The sequence below is a fragment of the Nitrobacter sp. CN101 genome (assembly GCF_055390255.1).
The window spans coordinates 3,024,066-3,050,643 of record NZ_AP038833.1 but is presented as its reverse complement, the minus strand read 5'-3'; the positions used below and the strand labels follow the sequence as shown (position 1 = coordinate 3,050,643).

Sequence of the window (26,578 nt, the reverse complement as noted above, 5' to 3'; positions counted from 1 at the left end):
GCAATGACCATCACGGCAACTCAGGTGATGACACTGGCAGGCCGCGTTCTCAACGACGAGGACGCGGTGCGCTGGACGAAGCCTGAGTTGGCCGAATGGATTAACGAAGCCGTCAAGGCGATCCTGCTGGCAAAGCCGTCCGCGAATTCGGTGACGGATGTTCTCTCGCTCGCGGTTGGCACCTATCAAGCGATTCCAGAGCAGTATTTGTCGCTGCTGCGGGTGGTACGCAACATCACCACCATTGGGCCGCCGCGCGTTGGCGGCAGGATCATCCGAGTGACCACGCGAGACGCGCTCGACGCTCAAGAGCCGTATTGGCACGATCCGACGCGCACCAAGTACAAGAAAGAGGCTCGGCAGTTCGTCTTTGACGAAGAAAGCCCTCAATCCTTCTACGTCTACCCGGGCAACGATGGCACCGGGAAGGTTGAGGCGGTGCTGTCGAAGCTCCCGACTCCGATCGCTGCGGATTACACCCAGGCTATCGGCCTGCAAGACATCTATCTCTCGCCGATCCTTGATTACGTGCTGTTTCGCGCGATGTCGAAGGACGACGAGGCCGGCAATCCCGCGGGCTCGGTCGCACACTTTCAGGCGTTCGCCGTCGCCGTCGGTCTTAAGACCCAAGTTGAGGGCGCCAACAGCCCGAATGCGCGTCCGGGAGTGGCCGGCACATGAGGGATATCGACGATTTCCTGCCTCTGGTGTTGCCCTACGCCGGCAGCGCGCCCGAACCGCTCATGGTTCGCTGCCTACGGACTGCCGCGACCAAGTTTTGCGAGCGCACAAAGCTCTGGAAGTGCACCGACACCATAATCACCACCGGCAACGATGCCGAACCGATCTCGCTAGAGCCGGATTCCGTTCTGTATCAGATTTCATCGTGCGCGATCGACGATCGCCCGCTAGATCCGATCACGCTCAATGAGCTTGCGAAAAAGAGCCCCAACTGGCGCACCGCCGAGATCGGCTGCGCGGCTGCGAGCTGGTACGTCGCACCGGAGCGAGGCTCGATCCAAGCCGTTCCGCGGTCATCCGGCACCCTGTTCGTTGAATTCATCGCCAAGCCAGCCGCAACCGCGTTGACGCTGCCTGATTTCCTACTTGACGAGTACGGCGATGATCTCGCCAACGGCGCCGCCGGCGAGCTGCTCATCATGCCGAACATGGCTTTCGCTAATCCGCAGCTCGGCGCCGGGCTGATCTCGCTATTCGAAAGCCGACTCAACTCCCTCTCGAACGAGGGCATCCGCGGCCAGCAGGGCGGGCGCACCCGCACGCGCGGGCGATACTTTTAACAAGGAGACACAACAATGGCGGCTGGTACTTTCACGCTCTACGACGGCGTAGCGGAATATCTTGGCGATGGCACCATCGATCTCGACGGCCACACGTTCAAGATCACACTGCACACGTCATCCTACACGCCTTCCGGCTCGCACGATGCATACGCCAACCTGACCAACGAGCTCTCGACCGCGAACGGCTACACCAATGGCGGCGCCACTCTGGCGAACGTGACATGGACCCGATCCAGTGGTGTGGCCAAGTTCACGAGCGACAATCAGGTCTGGACCGCATCCGGCGGTTCGATCACCGCGCGGCGCGCCGTCATCCGTGACACCACCGCCGACAAGCTCCTTGGCTACATGCTGCTCGACGCCACGCCGGCTGACCTGACCGCGACCGATGGCAACACGCTGACTGTTGGTCCTCACGCATCGAACGGCTGGTTCCAACAGAGCGTAAACGCATAGTCGCCTCAAAGGGTGCGGTTATCGCCAAGCCGCAATAGGAATTTGGGATGGCAATCGCCGTAGGTTCGGTCAGCAATACGCCAACTCTGGCCACCCGAACCAATACAACCATCATCGCGCCGAGTAGTATCGCCAACGGCGACTTTCTCTTATCGGTTCTCCACGTCGGTGACGGGTCGAGCGTTCCGGCGCTGTCCGTAGGTTTGCCATCCGGCTTTGTGGCGGCTTCCGGTAGTCCGTCAGCAATCGACAACCCCGACCCCTACACGGTCGCAATACATGTCGCCGGTAAGGTGGCTTCCGGCGAGTCTGGGAACTACACCTTTACGCATGCTTCGGCCGACACCGAAGGCTTTATGTTTCGGCTCACCGGGGTCGATACGACGACTCCGTTTGATGTTGTTGCGGTCACGGCGAATTCGGGGACGTCTCCCGCGGGAGCAGCCAGGACTACGACGACTTATCAATCGATAACTCCTATTACCAATGGCTGCTTCCTGCTTTATGCGGAAAGCACTTGGGACGGCCCTGGCTCTGGTACCGTATCGGCCGGTACGCCGACAATATCGGTTAGACGATCCGGAACGATTAGCTGGATTGGAGACGGAACGCAGACGACGGCGGGCGCGACGGGAGCGCGCACCCGAACCAACGGGAATGCTAATCAGCCCTACGTGAGATGGTCGTCGATCGTTGTTGCGATTAGGCCAGCAACGGGGAGCAGTGGCACATCCGTCGCGACTTCGGGATCGATAAAAGCGCTCGGTAAGGTTGGTGTCTCAACACGAACCGCCAACGTTCGGTCTGCCGCCGCGGCCGGGCATGGTTCCATACTTGGCAACAACGGGTTCGCGTTCGCTTCGAATAGCCAAGCAGCCATTGCGTTAGCAGGCGGCGTCTCGGTTGATGGCAATCCGGTTCTTGCGCGCGCCAGCGATAACAAGTCTGTTTCTGCGGCCGCTGGGCATATTGGCGTCGTTGGCGACACGGCGGAAGCAACGGCGACTGTCCACAGGGCGGCCTTCGCAATTGCGGGTTCGTGCACAGATTCCGGAGCAATCGGTCTTGCTTCAGCAAGCGACAGGCAGGACGCATTCGCTTCCCCCGGCGCGATATCCGCGATCGGCTCGCAGATCCTCGCAGCCATAGACATTTCTGCTCGGGCCACGGCGGGCGTGATTTCGGTCACACCGGCAGCAGGCACCGCCACTCTCGATAACCTGGCGGTTGCGACGCCGGGGCTGACCAGCATTTCGGGGAGCTTGCCTGTCGCCGTCGCGAGCGATCACAAGAGGGCCACAGCGGCGTCCGGGTCGGCTTCAATCATCGGGAGCATCGGCGTCGCGGCTTCAGATAGCATCGCTCTAGCCTCTGTCGGTCAAGTTCGAGTTGTTGGTGCCACGCCACATGCGGTTGCTACGGCGGTCATCATCGCTCAAGCGATTGCCGGGACCGTTTCCGATTCTACAAGTGTTGGCATCGCAGCCGTAACCACAGGTATCGGCGCGGGTCCAACCACCCTCGATCCTGCGTCAATCGTCAATTTCACAGGAACCGGCACGCTATCAAACGGCAACCTGACGTTCTCGTCCACAGGTGTGTCCTACTGTGTCACCAAGAGGACCGCGAAAGACAAACAAACATTCGAAGGCGTTGGGATTTTTAGCGTCCGCAACAGCGTCAATGGAAATGGTTTCTGGTTTGATTGGAATGGGTCGAATTGGATAGCTGGGGACGCAGTAGGCAATATCATCGCCACAGGCCCAAGCACGCCAGCCCCTGTTGCCAATGGCGTTTTCACGGTTGACCTGGACGTCCCGAATAAAACGGCGTCGATGCGCTATAATGGCGCGACAGTCTTCACCAATATCGATGTCTCTGGCGTTGGGCTCACGGCATGGCGCGTTCAGGCCAATGCCAGCAGCGGGGGATTCACAACTAGCGTTCGTTTCTCCTCTCTGACCTATCCGCCTCTTTCAGGATTCGTTGAGTGGGATACCACGGACAGTGCTGCGGCGGTTGCCGGGTCCGTTAGTGTGACGGGAGCCGTGGCATTTACGAGTGCTCACGTAAGTGCGTTGGCGGCATCGGCGCACGTTGCTGACGTCGGGCAGGTGGCTTTCACTTTTGCATCCGACCGCAAGGAAGCGATAGCCGAAGCGGGGAGCATTTCTGTCGAGGGTGGCACACCGACTGCGCGCGCGAGCGACCACAAATCATCGGTTGCAATCTCCGGCGGCGTGTCTGTTTCAGGCGCGGTGCCGTACGCCGAAGCGACGGGCGGGAAGAGTGCACACGCTGTTGCTGGCTCAGTAGCGACGGTCGGTTCGGAAGGTGCTGCGCAGGCGACCGACCACAAGGAAACACTGGCCTCTACCGGGTCGTGTTCTTTAATCGGGAATGTTGGGCTTGCGACGAACGATAAGATCGTCATCGCCAGTGCTGGGCATATTCGCGCAGAAGGCCAGGGTGGCTTTTCTGTTGCGTCCGATCATCAGGAAGCCGCGGCTGTCGCCGGCAATCTGTCGGTCGCCGGTTCGCAGCCTACCGCCAACGTCACCGAACATAAATTCGCCTTGGCTCCCGCTGGCTCTATCGCCATCGTTGGCGCTATTCCGGATGCGACCGCCGGTCGGCGCGCGATTACTTATGCCGGCGCGATCTCGATCATAGGCGCGCAACCAACCGCAGTCGCATCACGCCACGTCAGAGCCTTAGCAATCACTGGTCGCGTCGCACTGGTCGGTAGGCGGTCGCGCGCGTTCAGCCTCATGTCGGTGCTGTCGAGAGAGCAAACGGCCATCGTTCCAGCAGAAAACCGCACAGCGATCGTTATGGAAGAACGACGCACCGCGGTTGTTCCAGCAAAAGAGAGACCTTCACAAGCCGCGCCGGAGCGGCGCACTTCTGTCGCATAGGGGAAAGTCATGAAGCCGAGACGGCTCGATACATACACCAAGACCCCAATCGAGAAGAAAGACCGCTCCATCAACTATTCGAGGTGGCTGCAAAGCGGCGAGACAATCACGTCTGTCATTGATGTGACGGTGACAGCGAGCGGGTTTGTCGATCCGGCTGTGACGCCGCTCGAGGTTAACGACTATCAGCCGAACGCCGCCGGTGACGGAATTACCTACCGCGTCGAGGGCGGCGACGATGGCGAAACCTACGAGATCGTGTTCACCGTCGGGACGTCCACAGGCGAAGTGGAGCAAGACATGGTGGTTTTCAAAGTTCGATCGCTCGGGTGAGGACAAAAGATGGCTATCAAAATCACGAACAACGCCAACTCGGTGCTCGCAGGCGCGATCGATGATGTCGCTACGACCTTTTCGGTCGGATCGGGAGCCGGGTCGAAATTCCCCACCCTTGGCGCGGGAGATTGGTTCCCGCTGACCGTTGTCAACGCGAGCGGCGGTTATGAAATCATGCGCTGCACCGATCGCAGCGGCGATATGTTCACAGTGACGCGTGGTCAGGAGGGCACCTCCGCGGCAGCTTTCGATGCGGGCAGCCACGTGGGTCTTCGCGTCACAGCCGGCGCCTTCAATGAATTCTTCGGCGCGCTCCAAACCCTGCTCGATGACTTGCCGGACGATTACGTCGCAATCGCGAACGCCGCCTCCGAAGCGGATGCTCTAGCGGGCGTAGATGCCAACAAATGGATGAGTCCGCTGCGCGTTGCGCAAGTGATGGATGAGCTCGGGGCGATGGCGCACAAGGATGTCGCGACGGCTACTGACATCATGTCGAACACCAGCACCGATGGTGTCACCCCGGAAAAGGCTTGGGCAGCCGCCGCTCGCGTGACCAAATCGGGGGTTTCTGGCTCGCTGGCCCTTGATGCCAATGAGGGCAGCAGTTTCTACATCGTGTTGTCCGGCAACGTCACCATGAACAACCCGACTAACCTCAAGAGCGGGCAGGTGATCAACTTCGCTTTCGTGCAGCCTGCTGGCGGCGGGAAGACGATTAGCTGGTCTGGCAACTTCGTCTTTCCTGATGGTCAGGTGCCGCTCGTCACATCATCTTCCGGGGCCTACGCGCTCGTTGGTGCGATGTGGTACGACGGCGGCTACTGCCACGTGTCAGCGTGGAGAGTGACCTAATGTGCTTTCCGTTTCGGCCTAAGTTGATCGGCCGCCACGCTCCGATTGTGCCGGGGAGCCTTAGCTACACGACGCCTGGGGTCTACTCGCTCCCGATCCCCAAGCACCGCACGATGACGTTTGACGTTCGCGGGGCCAGCGGCGGCGGCGGCGGCTCTGCTGGCGCGCAGGCGGAGAATCCGCAGCCGTCCGGAAATCCCGGAGGCGACGGTACTTATTCTCAAGCCTACTACTACCCCAATTCCGGCTTGCTCAATGTCATCGGGTATCCCGGTGGTGGTGGGGCCGGTGGCGTCTACGGAACAAACAACACGAGCAACGGCTCTGCCGGCTCTGCCGCGGGTGGAGACTCTCACTATCCCGGTGGCGGTCCGGGCGGCGGCGCCGGTGGGTGGGAGCATGTCATTTCGTATTTCGGGTCTACAGAGAACCACGCCTATTATTACGCCGGAAATGGCGGCCCCGGTGGGCGCTCTGTGCGCACCGTCAGTAGAGGGCTTCTCGTGCCAGGCCAATCGCTCGTAATCGTCGTTGGAAGCCGCGGGTCTCCGGGCAGCCCAGGGTCTTTCACATGGCCGTATGGGGACCAGCACGCCGCGGCTTCCGGCGGCGATGGTGGCGTTTACATTTCGTGGACATGAGGACAGGTGATGTTGATCGTACAAGAGAACCCAGCGGATACGTTCGTCGAAATCATGCAGGGTGCGTCCTTCCGGGACGTCAACGACGTGCAGCACGGATGGGACGTCGCGGAGCTGTGGACCGACGAGGAGCTCGCCGCGATCGGCGTCTATCGGGTGCAGCCGGCGGCTATGACAGCGGGCCGCGTCCCCACTGGTTACACGTTCAGCCGCGATGGTGAGGGCAACATCGTTCAGGTGATCTCCTACGGCGACCTAAAGACCGACCTCAAAGCCTATGCGGCGGACAGGCGATGGCGGAAGGAAGTCGGTGGCGTCATCGTCAACGGCATCCCGATCGCGACTGACGATCGCTCCAAGCAGATGATTATGGGCGCGCGTTTGGCTGCCGCGGCCGATAGCGGGTTCACAACGCCATGGGTTGCGGCGGACAACAGCGTTCACACATTGACCGCGGCCGAAGTGATTGCGATCTCGAATGCGGTGCTCGAGCATGTCGCCACGTGCTTCGCCACCTTCGCGACCGTTGCAGCTAAGATCGATTCCGAGGAAATCGCCGGCGCTGCACAGGTTGACGCGGCGTTCGGTTGAGACCGGCCGGCAAATCGGTTATAGGATAGGTCTTCCCGCGTAGGACGCGCGGCTTTCTGAAAAGGAAGCCTTATCGTCATGGGCGCGTGGTTGCTCAACGCATTTTCGGGCGAACAGCCCCGCATCAGCGCCAACTTGCTGCCGCCCAACGCCGCGCAGCAGGCCGTGAACACGCGCCTCGATAGCGGCAAGCTGGCTCCGCTTCGTGAACCACAGCACATTTCTCAATTCGAGAGCTATCCGGGCGGGTATCAGTCGCTCTGCCGCCACTCCGATACATGGCTCGGTTGGGCTGGTTACGTCCGCGCGGTGCCCGGCCCTGTCGCGACCGATCGGCTCTATATTTCAGGCGACGGCGCCCCGAAAATGCGTGTCGGGAGCACGGAGTACCCGCTCGCGGTGCCATTTCCCACGGCCGCGCTTTCTGGCGTCGTTTCCGGATCAGGGAGCGGTGCGACGATCTCGCGCGTCTATGTCTATACGTTTGTGACCGCCTACGGCGAGGAATCGGAGCCGAACCCGGCCTCGGATATCGTCGGATTGCAGGTAGGCCAGACGGTCACATTGTCCGGCTTTGAGGGCGATCCTGGCGGGCGCAATATCACCAAGCAGCGCATTTACCGCACGCAAACCGGCAATAACGGGACCGACCTCTATTTCATCGCAGAGCGCAATGTCTCGAACTCGGATTATGTCGATACAATCGCCGAGGATGCGTTCGGCGAGGTGATTCCGTCGCGCGCCTACAATGCGCCTCCGGACGGATTGAAGGGCTTCACCACCATGCCGAACGGCATGATGGCTGGGTTTACGGGACGGGATCTCCATTTCTGCGAGCCGTGGCTGCCGCACGCTTGGCCAGAAGCCTACGTGCTCACCACCGACTACGACATTGTGGCGCTCGGCGCGATCGGCACGTCTCTGATCGTTATGACCGAGGGAATGCCGTATCTGGTGCAAGGCACCGATCCGTCCTCGATGCAGATGATTAAGATCGAGTCCAACCTGCCGTGCGTGAACCCGTTCAGCGTTGTGGATCTCGGTTTTGCCATCGCCTATGCGAGCCACGAGGGATTAGCGCTCGCCGGCGCGAGCGGGCAGGTGCAGCTCGTCACCAGCAAGCTATTCAGCCGTGAAGCATGGCAGCAGTTTAATCCCGCGACGATCTGTGCCGGGCAAGCCTCCGGCCGCTATGTCGCGTCTTACAACGCCACAAATCCAGATGGGACGCCACTCATCGGCTCTTTCAGCATCATCGCCGAAGGTGATGTTGCCTTTCTCACCCGCTCGAATATCCGCGCGATTGCCTTCTATTACGATATTTCGGAGGGCGCGCTCTACTTCCTGACGAGCACGGGGGCGATCGAGCGGTTCGATGCTCCGAGCGGTCCGCCGCTCGATCAATATTGGAAATCCAAGCCGCTCCTGTTGGCAGCTCCCAGCAATTTCGCCGCTATCCGGGTCGATTCCGACAACGCACCGTCCTTGCAGGATGTTGCGAACATCGATGCTGCGCGCGCTGCGGCCATAGCCGCGAATGAAGCCCTATTGGCATCGCCGCTGGGACTGGGCGCGGAATTGAACGGAGCCGAGGTTAATACTTATGCGGTCGCGGGCGATCCTCTCATTCCGCTCCCCGAGCCGGCCCGCACCATAACCGTGAACGTTTACGCCGATGGTGTGCTGAAAGCCGCTGTGACGCGCACCGGCGCCGTCGTGCGTTTGCCGTCCGGATTTAAGGCGCGGAAATGGGAGGTTGACGTATTCGGCACGGCGAATGTGGAGCAAATCGCCCTTGCGACCAGCGTGGCTGAACTCCGATCGATGGCGGCGAGCTGATGGACGCGATCGATAAAGAACGGCTTGAGATACTCGCCGGCGCGCGCGGGCCGAAAGCGCGGCCGGCCGCAGCGGTGCGTCGTCGTGATCTCGCTGCGCTCGTTTCACTTCCGAAATCGACCGCCGTTCCCGTGACCGGGACCGTGACGGACACGGCGTATAACAAGCTTTTGGCGGACTACGAGGCGCTCCGGGCGGCGATCGACGTCATTGCAGCGCAGGTGAAGCCATGAAGCGCGTGGCGTACGGGCACATCGATGGCCGCACCGAGGAATTTTGCCAGTGGGCGGCGGCAGTCATTGCGCCGGGGACGGTGTTTCCCAGCGATGCGTACGCGATCGCTTGCGAAGTCGGCGACGAGATCGCCGCTGTGACGGTGTGGAGCGGATTCGATCAGTGCAATTGCTTGATCTCGATCGCCTCCGATGGCTCGCGGCGCTGGATGACGCGCGAGTTTCTGTATCGATCGTTCGCCTATCCGTTCGTGCAGCTCGGTCTTCCGCGTGTCACCGCGAAAGTTGACGAGATCAATTCGGATTCGTTGCGGCTCGGGTTTCACCTCGGATTTATCGAGGAGGGGCGAATGCGTAGAGCCGCGCCGGGCGGGCGGGACGAGATCATCATGGGTTTACTCAAAGAGAACTGCCGCTGGATTGACCTCAATCTAGCGAAGCACGCGGCGTAAAGGACAAGAACGATGGGCAAGGGTGGAAGTTCGCCTCCGGCTCCCGATCCGCAGATCGGGCAAGCGGCATTGATGAATGCCAAACTCGGCGAACAGTGGCTTTCGTTCGCCAAGGACACTTATGCGGTCTCGCAGGAGCGGCAAAAGCCGATCGATGCGCTGGCGCAGAAGGTTACGCAAAACCAGTACGACACGGCGTTGGAGCAGCAGTCCTGGGCGAGGGAGGCCCACGATCGCTACGTCGATAAATTCCAGCCGCTACAAGATCAATTCGTCGAAGAGGCGCAGAACTACGACACGCCGGAGCGTCAGGCCGCAGCAGCGGCCACCGCCAAAGCCGATGTCATCAGCAACGCAACCCAGCAACGCGGGGCGACCAACCGGCAGATGTCGGCGATGGGTGTCAACCCGAACTCGGGGCGCTTTGCCGGCATCAATCGCGCCGCCGATCTTGGGACCGCAGTTACCGCGGCCGGCGCCGAGACGAACGCGCGCAAGACCGTCGAGCAGACGGGCATCGCGCTCCGCGGCAACGCCATCAACATCGGGAACGGCTTGCCGGCGCAGGCATCGCAGGCTGTCGGGCTCGGGCTGAACGCCGGTACCGGCGCGGCGAACGTAACCAACGCCGCGAACGGCCAATTCCTCGCCGCCGTTCCGATGGTGAGCCAAGGATATCAGGGTGCGATGGCAGGATACTCTAACCAGGCCAACATCCTGAACGATCAGTACAAGACGTCGGTTTCGGCATGGCAGACCCAAGAACAGATGAAGGCGCAGCAGACCGCCAGCATCATGCAGGGCATCGGCGGCATCATGGGCATGTTCATGGGAGCATCGTCGAAGAAGTTCAAGAAGGACAAGAAGAAGTCGAAGGGCAACCTCAAGGCGGTCAAAAAGATGCCGGTCGAGCGGTGGCGCTACAAAGAGGGCATCGCGGACGGCGGCGCGGCCGAGCACACCGGCCCCTATGCCGAGGACTTCAAGAAGGCAACCGGCCACGGCGACGGCAAGATGATCCCGCTCATGGATGCCATTGGGATCACGATGGGCGCGGTGCAGGAGCTATCGGGGCAGGTTGATCGCATCGAGCACGCGGTCGGCCTCGGCGTTAGGAACACGGCGCGCGCGCGCGCGCCGAAGCAGAAACCCATGAAGAAGGCGGCCTAATATGTCGGGATGGGGAATCGGCCTTGGTTCGTTTGTGACCGGAATGCAGAATGGCTACGGCCTTGGCCAGCGCATTCAGCAAGGTCGCCAAGCAAACGCAATGAACGAAATGAAGCTGCACGACATGCAGCGCACCCAGCAGCAAAAAGCCGAAATGGATTCGCTTGGCCAGCAGGGCAAGGCCGGGTTCGAGGCTGCGGTGGCCAACGGCCAAGCCGATCCGAACCACCCGGACGAGTGGTTCTCGCAGAACTATGCGCCGAAAATGGAGAGCTTCTTTCTATCCAAGGGCGATGTTGAGAGCGCGGCGAAGTGGAATAAGTGGTCGAGCGACACCAACACAAAGAAGCAGATCAAGTCGATGGGCCAGGTCATCGGCCAGCTTTACGACGGCGCCAACACTGGCGATTATTCCGGCCTCGAAACCGAAATGGGAAAGTTCTTCAATACCCTGCCCAAGGAAATGCGCACGCGCATGGGCAAGTTCGATGGCTTGCGCGCTGAGACTGACGAGAGCGGCAAATTCAACGCCACGGCATCGTTCACCGATAGCAAGGGCAAGGAGCACATCTATCAGTTCGATAGCCCCGATCAGCTTCGGCAGACCATCGAGGGATGGGCGAACCCGTCGGCGCTCTTTAGCGAGACGATGAAGGATGCGGCGGCCGCGAAGAAGTTCAGCGGGGATCTTGCAGAGTATAAGCTGAAAAAGGACATCGATATCCGTGCGGCCGAGGCCCAGCAAGCCCGCGGGCTCAAGGGCAAGACGCCGCAGGAGCGGTATGCCGCTGCGCAAGATGTTCTCACCAAGGCGAGCATCGACGGCAAGCCGCCGACCGATGCGGACGTGCGCGCCTTTCTCAAGCAGCAGGATGATTACGCGGCGACCTCCGCGCCGGGAATTGGTGTTCCGGCACAGCCTGCCAAGCCTGTCCCCGGCGCCCCGGCCGAGGTTGCTGCACAGCCAGTTGCCGCGGCGCCTGGCGGAAAGTCATCTGCTGGAAAGATCATCGTCAACCAGAAAACCGGCGAGCCGGTAGCCGGGGCCGGTGGAGCCGGCGCGCTACCCATGCCGACAAGCCCGGCCTCGGTGACAGCACCGCCACCGTCGAGTGCCCCGTCGAGTACGCCGGCAGAACCGACGCCGACAGCACCGCAGGGAGTAGCGATGGGAATCGGCCTACCGGCCATGTTGGCGAGATCCGCGTCCGCGCCGGCTGCGGCAGCACCAGGCATCGCCGCACAGCCGACCGCTGCGGCAGCGGTGGCAGGCGGCAAAGGTCAGCCGCTCTACCTTGCCACCCAGCAGCCGCCCGATGGCATGGTTCGGCAAGGCAACATCGACTTGAGCCGGCGCCCGACGGTAAAGAATGCCGACGGATCGATCAGCACCGTGCGCTCGATCACGGTCACGCTGCCAGATGGGAAGGCGGTGCTTATCCCTACCGTCATCGGCGGCCGTGTGGTCTCGAACGAACAGGCGATCCAGCATTTCAAGCAGAGCGGCGAGAACCTTGGCGTGTTCAAGGACGAGGTAAGCGCCGATCAATACGCAAACGCGCTGCATGAACAGCAGGCGCAGGCGTATCTGCCTAAAGGGCGATAGTCATGTTCGATAACTACAGTGGCACGGGCCTTGGCAACATTTTCGACCCCACCGACCTGAGCCGGCAGCAGCCCGGCCTTGGTGATATGTTCGTCAGCGCCGAGGCCACCCGTCCATATCTCGTCGGGGATATGTCTCAGAAGACGCCTCTCAATGGCGGCGCGGTCGGTACCGGCACCAGCCAACCCAACCAGCCAGCGGCAACGCCGCCGTCGCCCGCGCAGGTGTCCGGGATCGATCGGTCGAGGTTCGCAGCCGAGCTCAAGGAGAATCCAGCACTTCGACAGAAGATCATGGCGATTGCCGCGGGCGAGAACCTGGACCCGACGGCGAACCAGGCAGTGTTAGAGACCATGATGAACCGGGCGGCTATGAGCGGAACGTCGCTGGCCGCGCAGGCCACTCTGCACAAGACCAGCGGCATCGACGAGCACGGGTACTACGCGGGATACAACCCCAAGGCGCTCGGACGGCCGAAAGTCTTGTCGATGATCGAGACCAACCTCGACAAAGTGCTCGCCGGATCGAACGTCTCGAACTTGGCAACAGACAATGCGTCCGGAAGTTTCGCGGATAAGCAGCGAAAGAGCGGCGCATTCACCTATCGGTCCGATTATGGCGGAGAGACGTTCTTTTCCCCCGGGAACGCCGGCGGGAGCGGTTCGCGCGGCGTTAAAGCCTACGAAAAGTGGGCGAGCAACATCGGGGCAACGCCACAAGACACGAACGTCGCCAGCAATCGGATGTCAGATCAGGACTACCGCGACGCATTTCCGAACGCGCCGCGCCTCGACACAAGTAGGGTAGACGTCGCATCAAACTCGCCGGCGTCAAACTCGGCGCCGTCGGCCGACCTTTCGGGAGGGCCACGCGGCCTCGAGGGATTCACCCCCGGGCTTGGTGGTCACAAGCCAATGGGCAACCCGTTTGGCGGGATCAAAGCTCCGCAGATTACGGTCTTGCCTCTGACTCGAGGGCCGGTCGCGCGCGCGCCGCAGATCGTCGATTCCAGCGCCAGCATCCTACTTTCGCAAGATCAGCTTCCGATGAATTGGCAAGCCTGACGCAATCAGACTATAGTGAACAATCAATCCGCGTAGGACGCGCGGCATCCCACTCGATCAAGGGTGCCCCTCGCCATGGCCGGATTCGGACTCAATCCCCTCGACGCTGCAATCGGTGATGCGGAGACCACATACGGTCTAAGTCCGGGGCTTGTGAATCCGACCTCTCGAGTTGCCGCGCCCGGCCTCGATCCGACCGACCAGCAGGTTGCGACGCTCAACGCCAAGGAGCCCGGCACCTACGCGGCCATGACGCCCGAGGAATTCGAGGGGTTCAAGCAGAAGCAGGCCGCGAGCTCGCCCGGCCAGACCCGCCCGTTCTCCGCCGGCGTCGAAGCCGGGCTCATCGGCAACGGGACGATGGCGGGCAACTTTGCCCAGGCTCTCGGCGTCAAGTTCAGCAACCAAACGCTCTACGATGCCGGTAAGACCGTCCAGGACGCATCGGCCCGCGGCACCAAGGGACTCGAGCCGCGTGTCGGTAGCGTTGCGGACGTGCATTCGTTCAGCGATGCGTGGGATTACATCAAATATTCGACCGGCAACGCCATCGGATCGTCGGCGCCGAGCCTCGTTACTGGCGTGCTGGCCACGTTCGTCACCGAAAACCCGATCCTCGGCATGGCAGCGGGCGCGGCCGCCCCGTCCTACATCCAGAACACCGGCGATATGTACGGGACGCTCCGCGATAGCCCCGGCATCGCCGAGCAGGTGAAAGCCGGAAAACTCACGCCCGAGAAGATCGTTGATTATTCGATGATGGCCGGCGTGCCGCTCGCGGCGCTCGACATCATGGGCGAAGTCGAAACGCTCGGCCTTAGCAAGGTGCTGGGCGGGGCGATCGACAAGGCAACCGTCGGCAGGCTCAAACAATCGATCATCGGCCGCGTCACCAACGCGATCGCGCGCGGTGCTGTTGCCGAAGGCAGCACCGAAGGGATGCAGCAGGTTATCCAAGAGAGTGTTTCAGAGGTGCTGGGCGATAAAACGCCGGCGAGCCAGCGCGTCATTAACGTTCTCGATAATGCGATCGGCGGCGCACTCGGCGGCGGCGCGATGGGCGGTGGTGCGCACGCTGTTCAAGCTGTTGCCGGCCGCGGTCAGCAGACGCCAGCTCCGGCTCCGGCGCAGAATCCAAATGCCCCGTTAGATTCCGGCGCGGCCGCATCTCCACAACCCCAACGCCCGGCCGTGGACCCGGCGAACGGCGCGACACGGGTTTATGTCGATACGCCCGCGGAAACCGTCCCGGCGCCGAGCACAACGGCTCCGGCAACAAGTGCAAATTCTGCACAAGTTGCTCCGGCTGCGCCTGGCGCGATGCCGTCGGCAACACCGGCAGCCCCGCCCGCGGGCCCTCTCGGTCGCGCGATGGAGCGTGGCAAGGCCAGCGAAACCGCAGCCGCGGCCGAGGCTATGGTCCCGGTTGGAACGCCGGTTGCCGTCTCAATGCCCGGCGTGCCGGCTTTGAACGTCACCGTGCAGGGCTATCACGCCGACGGTATGGACGTGGTTGACGACAGCGGCGAGGTTCACACCCTGCCGATGAACGATCCGGACGTGACGGTGACGCCGCTCGGAGGCACCGCACCGTTGACTGCATCGGATCCGCATCCGGAGCCGTTGCCGGAGGGAGCCGAGGCTGCGCCGGCGATCGGGGTGCCAAACTTGGCACAGGACGTTGGAGAGGGCGGAACACTTGACACCGCGCGGGTAGAGCCTTCTGCGGCCGAACCGGTACCGGAAGCGATCGAGCCAGGACTAGAGCCTGAAACCGTTCCGGCGGTTTCGCCGGTTGAGGGGGGTATTCGCGAGGCGGCCGCGGCCGCTGCGCCCAAGTCACGGCCAGCCCCCGAGGGCGAGCGAGAGGCCAAGCCGGTCCCGTTCAGTTTCGATGTGGCCGGCAAAAAGGTGGCGTTCCCGAGCGATGGGCTCGCCTCGCTCTATGACGTTGGGCAGCGCCGGAACAGTTTCCGGCAGGGCGGCCGCGATACCAGCGGCGCCGATAAGCTGATTGAGACCGAACGCCAGCGCACCGCGGATCTACTCGGTATCCCACTCGAGGACGTCAACAAGGCGTCCGACGAATACCGCCATATAGTCGAACAGGCCGCGAAGTCCGGAAAAGATGCCGCGCAGGTGGCGCCGGCGTTCGATCCCAAGACGCTCACGGCTGCACGCGATGCGTGGGACGGCATGGAGCCGGCCGCCCGCAAGGTGATGCTGGACCGCGCGGGGGTGAAGCGCAGCCCGAAGATGAAATGGGACGCGCTCGGCGTAACCATCCAGAACAAGATCCGGCCGGCGATGAACGGGCCGACGCTGGAAGAAGCCGCGCACGAGGCGGCGACGTCACCGCAGAACGATCGTAACGAGCCCACCCAGGCGCAAAAGGAGGCCGGTAATTACAAGCTCGGCCATCACGCTATCGGCGGGCTAGATCTCTCGATCGAGAATCCGGAGGGCTCGGAACGCAAAGGCGTCGATCCGAAGGGCAAGCCGTGGTCGGTCAAGATGAAAAGCCATTACGGCTACATCAAAGGCACGGTCGGGTTCGATAAGGACCATGTCGATGCGTTCGTAAAGGCCGGTACGCCGAACGACTGGAACGGCACCGTCTACGTCGTCGATCAAAACAAAGCGAACGGCCACTTCGACGAACACAAGGTCATGATCGGCTTCGACAGCGAAGCCGAAGCGCGCAAGGCCTATAGCGCGAACTATGCGAAGGACTGGGAGGGCCTTGCCGCGGTCACGGCGATGCCGATCGACGAGTTTAAGTCGTGGGTTAAGTCCGATCAGCCGAAGAAGGGCGCGATCGCAAAGGCGGCCGCTCCGGAGCAGCCCGCGGCGCCGAAAGCAGATGGGAAACCGGTATCCACTTTCCCGGCCGTCGGTCCGAAATCCAAGTGGTTCAGCACGCGCGAGCGTTCGCAGACCTACATGGATAAGAAGGGACTGACCGCCTCGCACGAGATCGTGCAGACGCAAAGGCAGCGGTTCGAGATCAGGCCGAAGGCGGCGGAGCAAAGTGCAGAAAATGCACAGAAGTCTGCCGACGCTCGGCGCCTCGAACTGCTCGGCAAGGAGGCGCTTTCGCCGGCCGAAGCGAAAGAGCTGCGCGAGGTTAATCGGGCGGCCGAGGAACATCCCGGACTTGTCGTCAAGTCGTTGCAGACCGGCAAGGAGACCGTCATCCAGCCGAAGGGCACCAAGCCGCCGGCCGATAAGCCGGTCTATGGCGCCTCGAACAAGCTGGTGTCGGCCGACCGCGCCGCAGAGGTGCGTGCCAAACTCAAGGCCAAGCTGAAAGGCCAGTTGAACTCCGGCATCGATCCCGAAGTTCTCGCCCTCGGCGCCGAGCTGGCGGCCTTCCATCTGGAAGCCGGCGCACGCAAGTTCGCCGATGTTGCCCGGGCGGTCGCCAAAGACCTCGACACCGATGTATCGACCATTCGTAAATACCTGCGGGCGTGGTACAATGGCGCCCGTGACATGCTCGAGGATTCCGGTTTCGATATCGTCGGGATGGATACTCCCGAGACAGTACGCGCCCAAGTGGCCATGCTCTCGGATGCAAAGGAGGAGCCCGATGGCGGACTTCCAAAACTGGATCAGGCAAGCTCGAGCGCATTGGAAGGAGCACCTTCCGAAGCTGTATCACCAACTGGAAGCGAGCGGGAAGCTGGAAGCGGCTCTGAAAGAGGCGGCGGAGCTGACGTATCGGGAGTTGGTGGCGCTCGAGGAGGCGGGGCACGACCCGCAGGGCGCGTGGGAGATGGTGCGGGAGAGCTACCTGTTCCCGCCCGAGCCGGACAGCCTGTACGCGATGACAAGGCAAGACAGCCCGATGTGGAAGGGCAGCGAGCCGGCGACGGCGACCGAAATGCTTCACGCCGCGATGAAAAGCGGGGCGCGGGAGATAGCGATTCCGCAGCCAAGCGGATCGAAAGCCAGGTAAAGAAGGACGCGGCTCCGCCGGAAACGGCGGCCACTCCGGCGCCGCAGATCTCCGGCAATTTCGTCATCGGTGACGAGGATGCGATCGGCGAAGGCAGTCAGCGCCAGAAGGTTCAGCAGAACCTCGAGGCTATCCGCCTTCTTAAGCAACTCGGCGATCGGAAGGCGACCCGGGCCGAGCAAGCGATCCTTGCTAAGTATGTCGGCTGGGGCGGGCTCAAGGCCGCGTTCCCGCGCGAGGATGGCAGCTTTTCGAAAGGATGGGACAAGATCGGCGCTGAATTGCGCGATCTCCTCGGCCCCGAGGAATACAAGGCCTCGGCCAGTTCAACGCAGAATGCCCACTACACCGCGCCCGAGATCGTCAAGGCGATGTGGGATGCGGTGCGCCGGCTTGGCTTCGGTGGCGGCCGCGTGCTCGAGCCCTCCGTTGGCGTTGGCAACTTCTTCGGCCTGATGCCGGGCGAAATGCGCGAGCATTCGCAGTTGACCGGCGTGGAGAAGGATTGGGTTACCGGCGGCATCGCCAAGCATCTGTATCCCGACGCCAACATTCAGGACCGGACCGGCTTCGAGCAGTTCGTGACGCCTGACGGCTATTTTGACCTTGCCATCGGCAACCCGCCGTTTGGTTCGGAACGGGTCTTCGACGTCAACCGGAAGAACCTCAAGTTCAGCATCCATAATTTCTTCTTCGCCAAGAGCCTCGACTCGCTGCGGCCGGGCGGGCTGCTGGCTATGGTAGTGAGCGACAGCCTGATGGACTCGCGGCGCGATGGCGCTCGGCGCTATCTGTCCGAGCGCGCCGATCTTGTCGGCGCCGTGCGGCTGCCGAACAATGCGTTCGAGAAGAACGCCGGCACCAGCGTCACCACCGATATCATCTTCCTGCGCAAGCGGGCGGACGGCGAAGCCGCGGCCGGCGACCCGTGGGTGGATACAGCGACCTTCACCGACACCGAAGACCGCGAAATGCCGCTGAACGAGTATTTCAAAGACCATCCTGAGAATGTGCTGGGCAAGCTCGGCTGGTACGGCACGATGCGTCCGGAGGGGCATTCCGCCGTGGTCGCGCCCGAAGGTCAGGACACCGCGGCGCGCGTGCGCGATTTCATCGCCAGCCTTCCGGAGCGACCGATCGAGGCCCCCGGCGTGCGGTTGGCTGATCCGACGATCGAGGCGCCCCAAGAGGCGGGAGCCGCCGTCGTCGGCTCGATGTTCATGGACAAGGACGGCAAGGTCTGGATGCGCGGACAGGACTTGCTCGGAAAGCCGCAGGCCGAGCCTGCCAGCATCGAAGAAGGCCGCGTGCTCGAGCGTGTGAAAGGATTGATCGGAATCCGCGACGCATTCGCGAAGCTGCGAAAGGCGCAGCTTCATCCGGAAGCAGGCGCCGGCGCACTGGCGGGCCTTCGCGCCAAACTGAACAAGACTTACGATTCTTTCGTCGCGGAGAATGGTCCGATCAATCTCGACGCCAATCGGCGCGTATTCCAAGACGATCCGACCTGGCCGCAGCTTTCCGCGCTGGAAGATAAGTTCGACAAGGGGATCAGCAGCACCGTTGCGGCCAAGACCGGCGAGAAACCTCGCGCGCCGAGCGCGCAGAAGGCCGCGGTATTCTCCAAGCGTACGCAACACCCGTATCAGGCCCCGACCAGCGCGCCGAGCGCCAAGGACGCGCTTGCGATCTCGCAGAACGAGCTCGGCAAGATCGACCTCGATTATATGGCGCGGCTTTATGGCAAGTCGCCCGAGGCGATCGTCCAAGAGCTCGGGCCTCTGGTTTTCAAGAACCCGGAAGCTGGGTGGCAGGCGCGCGAGGACTATCTGTCCGGCAACGTCAAGCGCAAGCTGGCGCTGGCTGTCGAATCGGCAAAGGCTGATCCGAGCTATCAGCGCAACGTGGACGCCCTGAAAGAGGTGATCCCGGCCGACCTCAACCCGATTGATATTCGTGTCGCGCCCGGAGCGCATTGGGTGCCGCCGAAGTATGTGGAGGAGTTCGCCGCACATATCACTGAGACCGACGGCGCCAAGGCGTTCTATTCGCCGCAGATAGCGAAGTGGATACTCTCGAAAGTCAATTCCACGCCGGCATCAGAGGCAAAGTGGGGCACACAGCGCACCAGCGTTACAGCGACGCTTGAGGCCGCGATCAACGGCCGAACGATCACGGTTTCGGATCGGCACAGCGATGGTTCCTCTTCGGTGAACCATGTTGCCACCGAGGCGGCGAACGAGAAGGTGGCCCGCGTCCGTGACGAGTGGAAGCGATGGCTATGGCAGGACGATGCCCGACGCGACGCGCTGGCAGGGCTCTATAACGACACGTTCAACACCGACCAGCCTTGGGAGCCGGACGGCTCACATCTGAGCCTTCCTGGCACGATCGACGTCATCGAGCTTCGGCCGCATCAGAAGAACTTCATCTGGCGCGTGATCCAGAAGGGCGTCGCGCTGGCCGACCATGTTGTCGGAGCCGGCAAAACCTTCGCTGTGATCGGTTCGATCATGGAAATGCGCCGGCTTGGGCTTGCGAAGAAGCCGATGTTGGTGGTGCCAAACCACCTCGTTGAGCAATGGGGCGCCGATTTTATGCGGCTGTATCCCGGCGCGAACATCTTGGCCGCGACCAAGAAGGACTTTGACGCCAACAATCGGCGCCGGCTGTTCGCCCGCATCGCCACCGGCGACTATGACGCCGTGATTGTCGCACATTCCTCGTTCGGCAAGATCCCGGTCGATCTGGATTATCAGCGCAAGTTCATCGAAAGCCAGGTCGATGACATGGAAGCATCGATCTCCGCGCTTCGTGAGGCGGAGGGCAAGAAAACCCGAAACGTTGCGCAGATGGAGAAGGCGCGCGACAGCCTGACCGCGAAGCTGAAACGGCTCCTCGACGGACCCAGCAAGGATGAGATCGGCCTGACGTTCCAAGATATCGGCATCGATGCGCTGGCCGTGGACGAGGCGCACGAGTTCAAGAACCTCGCGTTCTCCTCGTCGATGCAGCGCGTGGCCGGTCTCGGCAACCAAAAAGGCAGCCAGAAGGCGTCCGACATCTACATGAAAACGCAGTCCGTGCTCGACAAGACGGGCGGCCGCAACATTATCTTTGCCACTGGCACCCCGATCTCGAACACCATGGCGGAAATGTTCACCGTCCAGCGGTATCTCGACGGGCGGCGGCTCCGCGACCTCGGCCTGGCGCATTTCGACGCATGGGCTCGGCAATTCGGCGAAATCGTGAGCGATTGGGAGTTGTCGCCCTCCGGCAAGTACAAGATGAACTCGCGGTTTGCGAAATTCGTCAACGTGCCGGAGCTGCTGCGCCAGTACAAAGGCTTTGCCGACGTCATCACGCGCGATGATATCGAGCGCCAGCTCGCCGCCCAGGGCAAGACCTTGGGCATTCCGAAGATGGTCGGCGGCAAGCCTCAGAACGTCATCGTCGATCGGACCGAGTTTCAGGCGGATTACATCGGCGTTCCGATCAAGGACCGCAGCGGCGCCGACACCGAGAACTACCCCGAGGGGTCGCTGATCCATCGCGCCGAGCATTTGCCGAAAGGCCCGCCCAAGAAGGGCGACGACAATATGCTCAAGATCATGTCGGACGCCCGCAAGGCCGCGCTCGACATGCGGTTGATCGACGCCAATTATCCCGACCCGGACGCCGGCAAGAACAAGCCTGTCTCCAAGGTCGGCACTGCGGCCGTCAGCATCAAGCGGATCTATGATCAGTGGCACGCCGACAAGGGCGCGCAGCTCGTGTTTATCGACCTCTCGACGCCGAAAAAGGCCCGGGAGAAAGAGGGCGCTCGCATCCGGGATCTGATGAAGAAGGCCGAGGAGGGCGACGAGGACGCGCAGCATAAGCTCGACGCGATGTCGCCGGACGAGTTTGACGCCCTCACCAGTGAATTCTCTGTCTATGACGACCTTCGCGCCAAGCTCCTGAAACTCGGCATCCCCGACAAGGAGATCGCCTTCATCCACGACGCCAACACCGACAAGCAGAAGGCCGAGTTGTTCGGCCGGGTGCGCTCCGGCGATATCCGCGTTTTGCTCGGCTCCACCGCCAAGATGGGCGCCGGCATGAACGTGCAAGAGCGGCTTGTGGCGCTGCACCACATTGACGCGCCATGGCGCCCGTCTGACCTCGAGCAGCGCGAGGGCCGGATCATCCGGCAAGGCAACAGCCTCTATGCGCGCGATCCGGAGAATTTCGAGGTTGGCGTTTATCGCTACGCGACCAAGAACACGCTCGACGCGCGCATGTGGCAGACCATCGAGGGCAAGGCGCGATTCATCGAACAACTGCGCAAGGGCGATCTTTCGGCCCGCGAGATCGAGGACGTAGCCGGCGAGGCGTCGAATGCGGCCGAAATGAAGGCCGCGGCCAGTGGCAATCCGCTGATCCTCGAGGAAATGGATCTCCGGCAGAAAGTGCGCAAACTCGACGCTGCGCGTAGCCAGCACGACCGCGAGCAATTTGACATCAAAAGGAGCATTAAGTTCGAGGGTGAAACTGCGGCCGCGAATGAATCGAGCCTGCCCAGGCTCCGGCAGGACGCCGAGACGGTTGCGGCAATGGGCGAGAAGCCGACCATGAAGGTCGGGACCGCCGAATACGAGAAGCCGAAGGAGTTCGGGGACGCGATCCTTGTCCGCGCTGCCAAGATGATCGCCAAAGATGAAGATCAAGCGGATTTGGGCCAGATCGGCGGCTTCCCGCTCACGATTTCGAACCTCGGCGTCGTCTATATTAGCGACAAAAACAACAAGGAGTACGGCTTCGTTATCGAAATCGGAGCCTCTGAGCCCGAGGAGGTAAAGATCGGCGACCCGAAGGTAGCCGATGCGACCGGGGTGGCGATGAAGCTGCTGAATACGGTCCGAAAGCTGCCCGAGCGCGTAGCGAAGGCGGAGCAGGCCCTCGACTACAGCAAGAGCAACGTCGAGAAGCTGCGCGCGCTCGTCCAACCTTGGGATGGCGCAGAGAAGCTACAGGCGGCAGAGGAGCGTCACCGCGCGGTCATCGACCAGCTCAAGCCGAAGAAGAAGGATCAAGCGCCGCGACTTACCGCTCGTGCTGATGTTGAGATTGCGGAGAACGGCGGCCGGTTCAACGTAGTCAACAAGGACGGCCAGCGCTTCGCCAATCAGCCGGCAGATGGTTTCCATACCCGTGTTGCGGCCGAAGACTGGATTACCGATCAGATCGAGGCGAACAAGACGGAGAATCGGCCCGGATTTAGCGAAGGCGAGGGCGACGAGCAGTCGAGCTTTGTCGATCTCGGGCAATTCCCGAGGCGCGAAGGGCAGCCGATCGGCCACCAAGCGCAGCAGGCCGTGTTGGAGCGGGGCCGTGCAACCGGGATCGAGCATCTTGTCGCTCTTGATAAGGACGGAAACGCGATGGTGTGGGGCCGCGGAATCCGAAACAATATCCAGCCGCCGGAGCGACTTCTATCGGCCGCTCTTGACCCCAATGCGGAGATTGTCATCCACCACAATCACCCTCTCAACAGCGCTCTCAGTGGCGGCGACATCGCTATGTTCGCCTTCCCTGGCGTGGCTTCGGTATGGGCGCATGGACATGACGGTGCGGTCTATCGCGCATCTCCGACGCCGGAGGCCAAAAAAGCGCTTGCATCTGCCGATCCGTACGCCAAATTTCAGCAGGTTCGCAGCATCATCGCGGACGATGTGGACCCAATCTTGTGGGGCGGCTTTATCAAGAACCGTGAGCTTGCCGCGCTGCCACGAAAGGAATTAGGCGAACTATTTTCTCATTTCAGACTTGCTGCCCTTCAGCGGGCAGGCTTGATCGACGTCGAATCAAATTTCCAAGACGAGGCGGAGATAGTTCGCCGGCTCGGTATGAGGCAGTACATCGACCAAGCGGCGAGAAAACTCAGAAGCAAGGTGCTCAATGGACGACAAATCACTGATAATGATGGACGGCCCGGAGCCGTTCGATACGCTGGAGACGTGGGAGCAACATTTGAAGAAAATGGAAGCCCTGCCGGATCGGATCCCAAACAAACAATCGCTGGTGAAGACGGCGAAGTTGTGGGTGGGGATAAAGCGCGAAGAGAGCGTCCGGGATTCTCGGAAAGCGGGTTAGGCGACCCCAACCGGGCTATGCCGCGCACGCCCGGCGAGCTCTCCGACGCCGTGAAGGCGCTCGCCGAGGACCAACGCGACAAGGCGCTGGCGCTGCTGCCGCTGAATGTACTGCCCGATTGGGCGGCGCCGAACCAAGTCGCCGTACAGCAGTACATCGACACCAAGCGGAGCATGGACACCTACCGCAACAAGAAGCAGAACATCGCCGACGAGATTGTGCAACGCTGGCGCAAGGCGGTCGGCAAGGGCGGGGCGGATGCAAAGCCGCTGGCAGATGTCATGCACGAGGCCACGCTGCTCGGGTTTGATCCGGCAAGGCCGTCCGATGGGTGGGAGCATAATCGCGACCAGGCCGCGCTGATGAAACGCTACCGAGCCCTGACCCCGAACGCTCAGGCGGTCTATGAGGAGGTGCGGGACGCCTACGTGGACGAGGCGGAAGAACGCGACAAGATCATCCTCGAGAACGTCTCGAAGGCGATGGATCAAGAGCTGCGCACGGCGGAGCGCACGCGCGATCGAGAACTTGCCGAGATCCGGGACGAGGGGCTGACCGGCGACGAGAAGAAAGATGCGGTGAAGGCCGCCGAGGACAAATTCACGCGCGCCCAGCAAAAGCTGAAATTCGGCAAGAAGGCGCGGCTTGCGGCGTTGCGGGCGGCGTTCGAGTCCAACCGCGTGCCATCGCCATACTTCCCGCTGGCGCGCTTCGGCCAGTATTTCGTCGCCGTGCGCGATGACCTCGGTAAGATCGTTTCGTTCTCCCGTGTGGAGACCAAAGCCCAGCTTGATCGCGTGGTGCGCGACCTCCGTGCTCAGTTGCCGCACGGCAATATCGAGACCGGCCTACTCGAGGACAAGGGCAATCTGCGATCGCAGATGGACCCGCGCGTGCTGGCCGACATTCAAGCCATCCTTGGCAACGCCGGCGTGTCTGACGACGTGATGGATCAGGTTTGGCAACGGTACCTCGAGGCGATGCCCGACCTGTCGATCCGCAAGAGATCGATTCACCGTGGCGGCGTGGCCGGCTTCAACACCGACGCGATGCGCGCCTTTGCGAGCCATATGTTCCACTCGGCGCACCAGATCGGTCGGGTTAAGTTCGGCGGCGACATGCTCGAGCTCGTCAATCAGGCGGTTGACCAGGCGAAGCAGGCCAAAGACCCGATTTCGGCGATGAAGGTCGCCAACGAACTCAGTAAACGGCACGAGTGGGTGATGAACCCGAAGGGGTCGGCGTGGGCGAACAACGCCACGACGCTCGGTTTCCTATATTTCCTTGGCTTCTCGCCAGCATCGGCCGCGGTCAACCTGACGCAGACCGCAATCATGGGCGTGCCGATCCTCGGCAGCCGCTTCGGCATGGGCAACGCAACGGCCGCGCTCACCAAGGCGTCGCATGATTTCGTCAGCGGCAAGGGCGGCGTCGAGACAAGCGGCAAACTCACCGACCTCGAGAAAACGGCGATCGCGGATCTGTACGAGCGCGGCACCCTCGATAAATCGATGTCGCACGACCTGGCTGGGATCGCGGATCGCGGGGCCGGTTACAATCCGACGCGGCAGCGCGTGATGCAGGCCATGTCGTTCCTTTTTCACCATGCGGAGCGATTCAACCGCGAGGTGACGGCGCTGGCCGCTTACCGTCTCGCACGGCAGGCTGGCATGTCACACGGGGCGGCGGTCGATAAGGCCGGCGAACTGACGTGGCTGACCCACTTCGACTACTCGAACACCAACCGGCCGCGGGTCATGCAGAACGACGCCGCGAAGGTGATTCTGTTGTTCAAAAATTTCCAAATTAATTCCATGTACCGCCTCTTCCGGGATACCCAGCAGGCATTCGCAGGCGACACGCCGCAAGCCCGCAAGGAGGCGCGTTTCCAACTCACCGGGATCGTCGGCATGTATGCGCTGATGGCTGGCGGCCTCGGCGTGCCGCTGCTGAAATACACCCTGATCCCGCTCTGGAAACTGATGTTCGGGACGGACGACGATAAGTCGGACGAGGAGGAATTCCGCGGAGCGGTGCTCAACACGCTCGGCCCGCAGCTTGGTGGCATGGCGCTCGACGGCGTGCCGGGCTACCTCACCGGCACCTCGCTAACCAAGCGCATCGGCATGGGAGATTTGTGGTTTCAGTCGCAAGATCGCGTCCAGACGGCGCAAGATTGGTGGAATTCGCTCGCCAATGAAATGCTCGGCCCGGTTTGGGGCATGGGCCACAACATCTACAACGGCTTCAACGTTATCCGGGACGGCAAGGGCGTGGCGCGCGGCGTCGAAATGATGATGCCAACCGCGGCCAAGAACCTGATGAAGGCATGGCGCTATTCTCAAGAGGGTGTCGTCAACATGCGTGGTGATATCGTTGTGTCGCCCGAAAGCCTTGGGCTTAAGGACGCTCTTAAGCAGGCGATCGGCTTCACGCCGGCGGCGGTCGCGGAGCAGTACACCCGCAACGATGAGAAGGCGAACATGGACAAGCGCATCGGGCAACAGCGTAAGCAACTGCTCGATGGCTATGCCAAGGCACACAAGGCGGGGGATGAGGCTGCGACGGCCTCGGCGCTGGCCGAGATCCAGAAATTCAACGCCGAGCCGACCCATGCGGCCAAGCGGATCACCGGAGAGACCATCCGGGACTCGATCCGGACGCGCAATCGGCTATCGAACCGAGCCGAGAACGGCATCATCATTCAGAACAGGCGGCAGAACACGCTGCTTAACGAACGGCTGCCGCCGCGGGTTTATTGATCAGTATCTCGGGCCCATCGGCACCGGCGACGGGATCGGCGCCGGAGCGGAGGGGGACGAGGGCTGCACCACGATCGTTCCGCCGCCTACCGGGGGCGGGATGTACTGCGCGCTCGCCTGGCTGGCAAAGAGGGCGGTCAGACAGGCGGCGGCAATCAATGCAAAATACTTCACGGTGAAATCCTTATCCTCAATGGTGGATACGAGATTCAACCATAGTGTGTGATCTGCGGCAACCGCGAGTTTACTAACCGC

General features: G+C 61.8%; 16 protein-coding genes. 15 read left to right on the top strand and 1 reads right to left on the bottom strand.

Going from position 1 to position 26,578, the window contains the following annotated elements; genetic code table 11:
• The first annotated feature begins 3 nt into the window (after positions 1-3).
• The 15 genes from ACZ5IL_RS15355 to ACZ5IL_RS15285 all read left to right on the top strand — a co-directional run bounded on the left by ACZ5IL_RS15355 (position 4) and on the right by ACZ5IL_RS15285 (position 26,323).
• A complete protein-coding gene (locus tag ACZ5IL_RS15355; protein ID WP_464592790.1) occupies positions 4-681 on the top strand; it encodes a phage adaptor protein in 678 nt (225 codons plus the stop codon).
• Entirely contained in the window at positions 678-1,301 is a 624-nt protein-coding gene (locus ACZ5IL_RS15350; RefSeq protein WP_464592788.1) for a hypothetical protein, read from the top strand. Before ACZ5IL_RS15355 ends, ACZ5IL_RS15350 begins: the two co-directional genes overlap by 4 nt.
• A 15-nt stretch (positions 1,302-1,316) precedes the next feature.
• Positions 1,317-1,760: a hypothetical protein gene (locus ACZ5IL_RS15345; protein WP_464592786.1), complete on the top strand. Its 444-nt coding sequence runs from the start codon at positions 1,317-1,319 to the stop codon at positions 1,758-1,760.
• Between the two features lie 47 nt (positions 1,761-1,807).
• Entirely contained in the window at positions 1,808-4,678 is a 2,871-nt protein-coding gene (locus ACZ5IL_RS15340; protein ID WP_464592784.1) for a beta strand repeat-containing protein, read from the top strand.
• A gap of 9 nt (positions 4,679-4,687) precedes the next feature.
• Positions 4,688-5,011 carry a phage fiber-tail adaptor protein gene (locus tag ACZ5IL_RS15335; protein ID WP_464592782.1) on the top strand — a complete coding sequence of 108 codons (324 nt, stop codon included), beginning with the start codon at positions 4,688-4,690 and terminating at the stop codon, positions 5,009-5,011.
• 9 nt (positions 5,012-5,020) lie between these two features.
• Entirely contained in the window at positions 5,021-5,869 is an 849-nt protein-coding gene (locus ACZ5IL_RS15330; RefSeq protein WP_464592780.1) for a hypothetical protein, read from the top strand.
• The gene (locus ACZ5IL_RS15325) at positions 5,869-6,510 is read left to right on the top strand and encodes a hypothetical protein (protein WP_464592778.1); all 642 of its coding nucleotides are present in this window, start codon (positions 5,869-5,871) and stop codon (positions 6,508-6,510) included. Before ACZ5IL_RS15330 ends, ACZ5IL_RS15325 begins: the two co-directional genes overlap by 1 nt.
• Positions 6,511-6,519: 9 nt before the next feature.
• Positions 6,520-7,101 carry a DUF4376 domain-containing protein gene (locus tag ACZ5IL_RS15320; protein WP_464592776.1) on the top strand — a complete coding sequence of 194 codons (582 nt, stop codon included), beginning with the start codon at positions 6,520-6,522 and terminating at the stop codon, positions 7,099-7,101.
• Positions 7,102-7,179: 78 nt separating this feature from the next.
• On the top strand, positions 7,180-8,940 hold the full coding sequence (locus ACZ5IL_RS15315) for a hypothetical protein (protein ID WP_464592774.1): 1,761 nt from the start codon (positions 7,180-7,182) through the stop codon (positions 8,938-8,940).
• Positions 8,940-9,173, top strand: coding sequence for a hypothetical protein (locus ACZ5IL_RS15310; RefSeq protein WP_464592772.1), 234 nt, complete (start codon positions 8,940-8,942; stop codon positions 9,171-9,173). Before ACZ5IL_RS15315 ends, ACZ5IL_RS15310 begins: the two co-directional genes overlap by 1 nt.
• Entirely contained in the window at positions 9,170-9,625 is a 456-nt protein-coding gene (locus ACZ5IL_RS15305; RefSeq protein ID WP_464592770.1) for a GNAT family N-acetyltransferase, read from the top strand. Before ACZ5IL_RS15310 ends, ACZ5IL_RS15305 begins: the two co-directional genes overlap by 4 nt.
• A gap of 12 nt (positions 9,626-9,637) precedes the next feature.
• A complete protein-coding gene (locus ACZ5IL_RS15300; RefSeq protein ID WP_464592768.1) occupies positions 9,638-10,795 on the top strand; it encodes a tail fiber domain-containing protein in 1,158 nt (385 codons plus the stop codon).
• A 1-nt stretch (position 10,796) separates the two neighbouring features.
• Complete coding sequence (locus tag ACZ5IL_RS15295) at positions 10,797-12,401, top strand: hypothetical protein (RefSeq protein ID WP_464592766.1); 1,605 nt, start codon at positions 10,797-10,799, stop codon at positions 12,399-12,401.
• A gap of 2 nt (positions 12,402-12,403) precedes the next feature.
• On the top strand, positions 12,404-13,465 hold the full coding sequence (locus ACZ5IL_RS15290; RefSeq protein ID WP_464592764.1) for a hypothetical protein: 1,062 nt from the start codon (positions 12,404-12,406) through the stop codon (positions 13,463-13,465).
• A gap of 75 nt (positions 13,466-13,540) precedes the next feature.
• Positions 13,541-26,323: a PLxRFG domain-containing protein gene (locus ACZ5IL_RS15285; RefSeq protein WP_464592762.1), complete on the top strand. Its 12,783-nt coding sequence runs from the start codon at positions 13,541-13,543 to the stop codon at positions 26,321-26,323.
• Here ACZ5IL_RS15285 and ACZ5IL_RS15280 read toward each other — a convergent pair whose 3' ends face one another.
• The gene (locus ACZ5IL_RS15280; RefSeq protein ID WP_464592760.1) at positions 26,324-26,536 is read right to left on the bottom strand and encodes a hypothetical protein; all 213 of its coding nucleotides are present in this window, start codon (positions 26,534-26,536) and stop codon (positions 26,324-26,326) included.
• Positions 26,537-26,578: the final 42 nt, after the last annotated feature.

Excerpts from the sequence above, each read along its gene's own strand:
- ACZ5IL_RS15355 (WP_464592790.1), top strand. The coding sequence starts at position 4 with ATGACCATCACGGCAACTCAGGTGATGACACTGGCAGGCCGCGTTCTC.
- ACZ5IL_RS15350 (WP_464592788.1), top strand. The coding sequence starts at position 678 with ATGAGGGATATCGACGATTTCCTGCCTCTGGTGTTGCCCTACGCCGGC.
- ACZ5IL_RS15345 (WP_464592786.1), top strand. The coding sequence starts at position 1,317 with ATGGCGGCTGGTACTTTCACGCTCTACGACGGCGTAGCGGAATATCTT.
- ACZ5IL_RS15340 (WP_464592784.1), top strand. The coding sequence starts at position 1,808 with ATGGCAATCGCCGTAGGTTCGGTCAGCAATACGCCAACTCTGGCCACC.
- ACZ5IL_RS15335 (WP_464592782.1), top strand. The coding sequence starts at position 4,688 with ATGAAGCCGAGACGGCTCGATACATACACCAAGACCCCAATCGAGAAG.
- ACZ5IL_RS15330 (WP_464592780.1), top strand. The coding sequence starts at position 5,021 with ATGGCTATCAAAATCACGAACAACGCCAACTCGGTGCTCGCAGGCGCG.
- ACZ5IL_RS15325 (WP_464592778.1), top strand. The coding sequence starts at position 5,869 with ATGTGCTTTCCGTTTCGGCCTAAGTTGATCGGCCGCCACGCTCCGATT.
- ACZ5IL_RS15320 (WP_464592776.1), top strand. The coding sequence starts at position 6,520 with ATGTTGATCGTACAAGAGAACCCAGCGGATACGTTCGTCGAAATCATG.
- ACZ5IL_RS15315 (WP_464592774.1), top strand. The coding sequence starts at position 7,180 with ATGGGCGCGTGGTTGCTCAACGCATTTTCGGGCGAACAGCCCCGCATC.
- ACZ5IL_RS15310 (WP_464592772.1), top strand. The coding sequence starts at position 8,940 with ATGGACGCGATCGATAAAGAACGGCTTGAGATACTCGCCGGCGCGCGC.
- ACZ5IL_RS15305 (WP_464592770.1), top strand. The coding sequence starts at position 9,170 with ATGAAGCGCGTGGCGTACGGGCACATCGATGGCCGCACCGAGGAATTT.
- ACZ5IL_RS15300 (WP_464592768.1), top strand. The coding sequence starts at position 9,638 with ATGGGCAAGGGTGGAAGTTCGCCTCCGGCTCCCGATCCGCAGATCGGG.
- ACZ5IL_RS15295 (WP_464592766.1), top strand. The coding sequence starts at position 10,797 with ATGTCGGGATGGGGAATCGGCCTTGGTTCGTTTGTGACCGGAATGCAG.
- ACZ5IL_RS15290 (WP_464592764.1), top strand. The coding sequence starts at position 12,404 with ATGTTCGATAACTACAGTGGCACGGGCCTTGGCAACATTTTCGACCCC.
- ACZ5IL_RS15285 (WP_464592762.1), top strand. The coding sequence starts at position 13,541 with ATGGCCGGATTCGGACTCAATCCCCTCGACGCTGCAATCGGTGATGCG.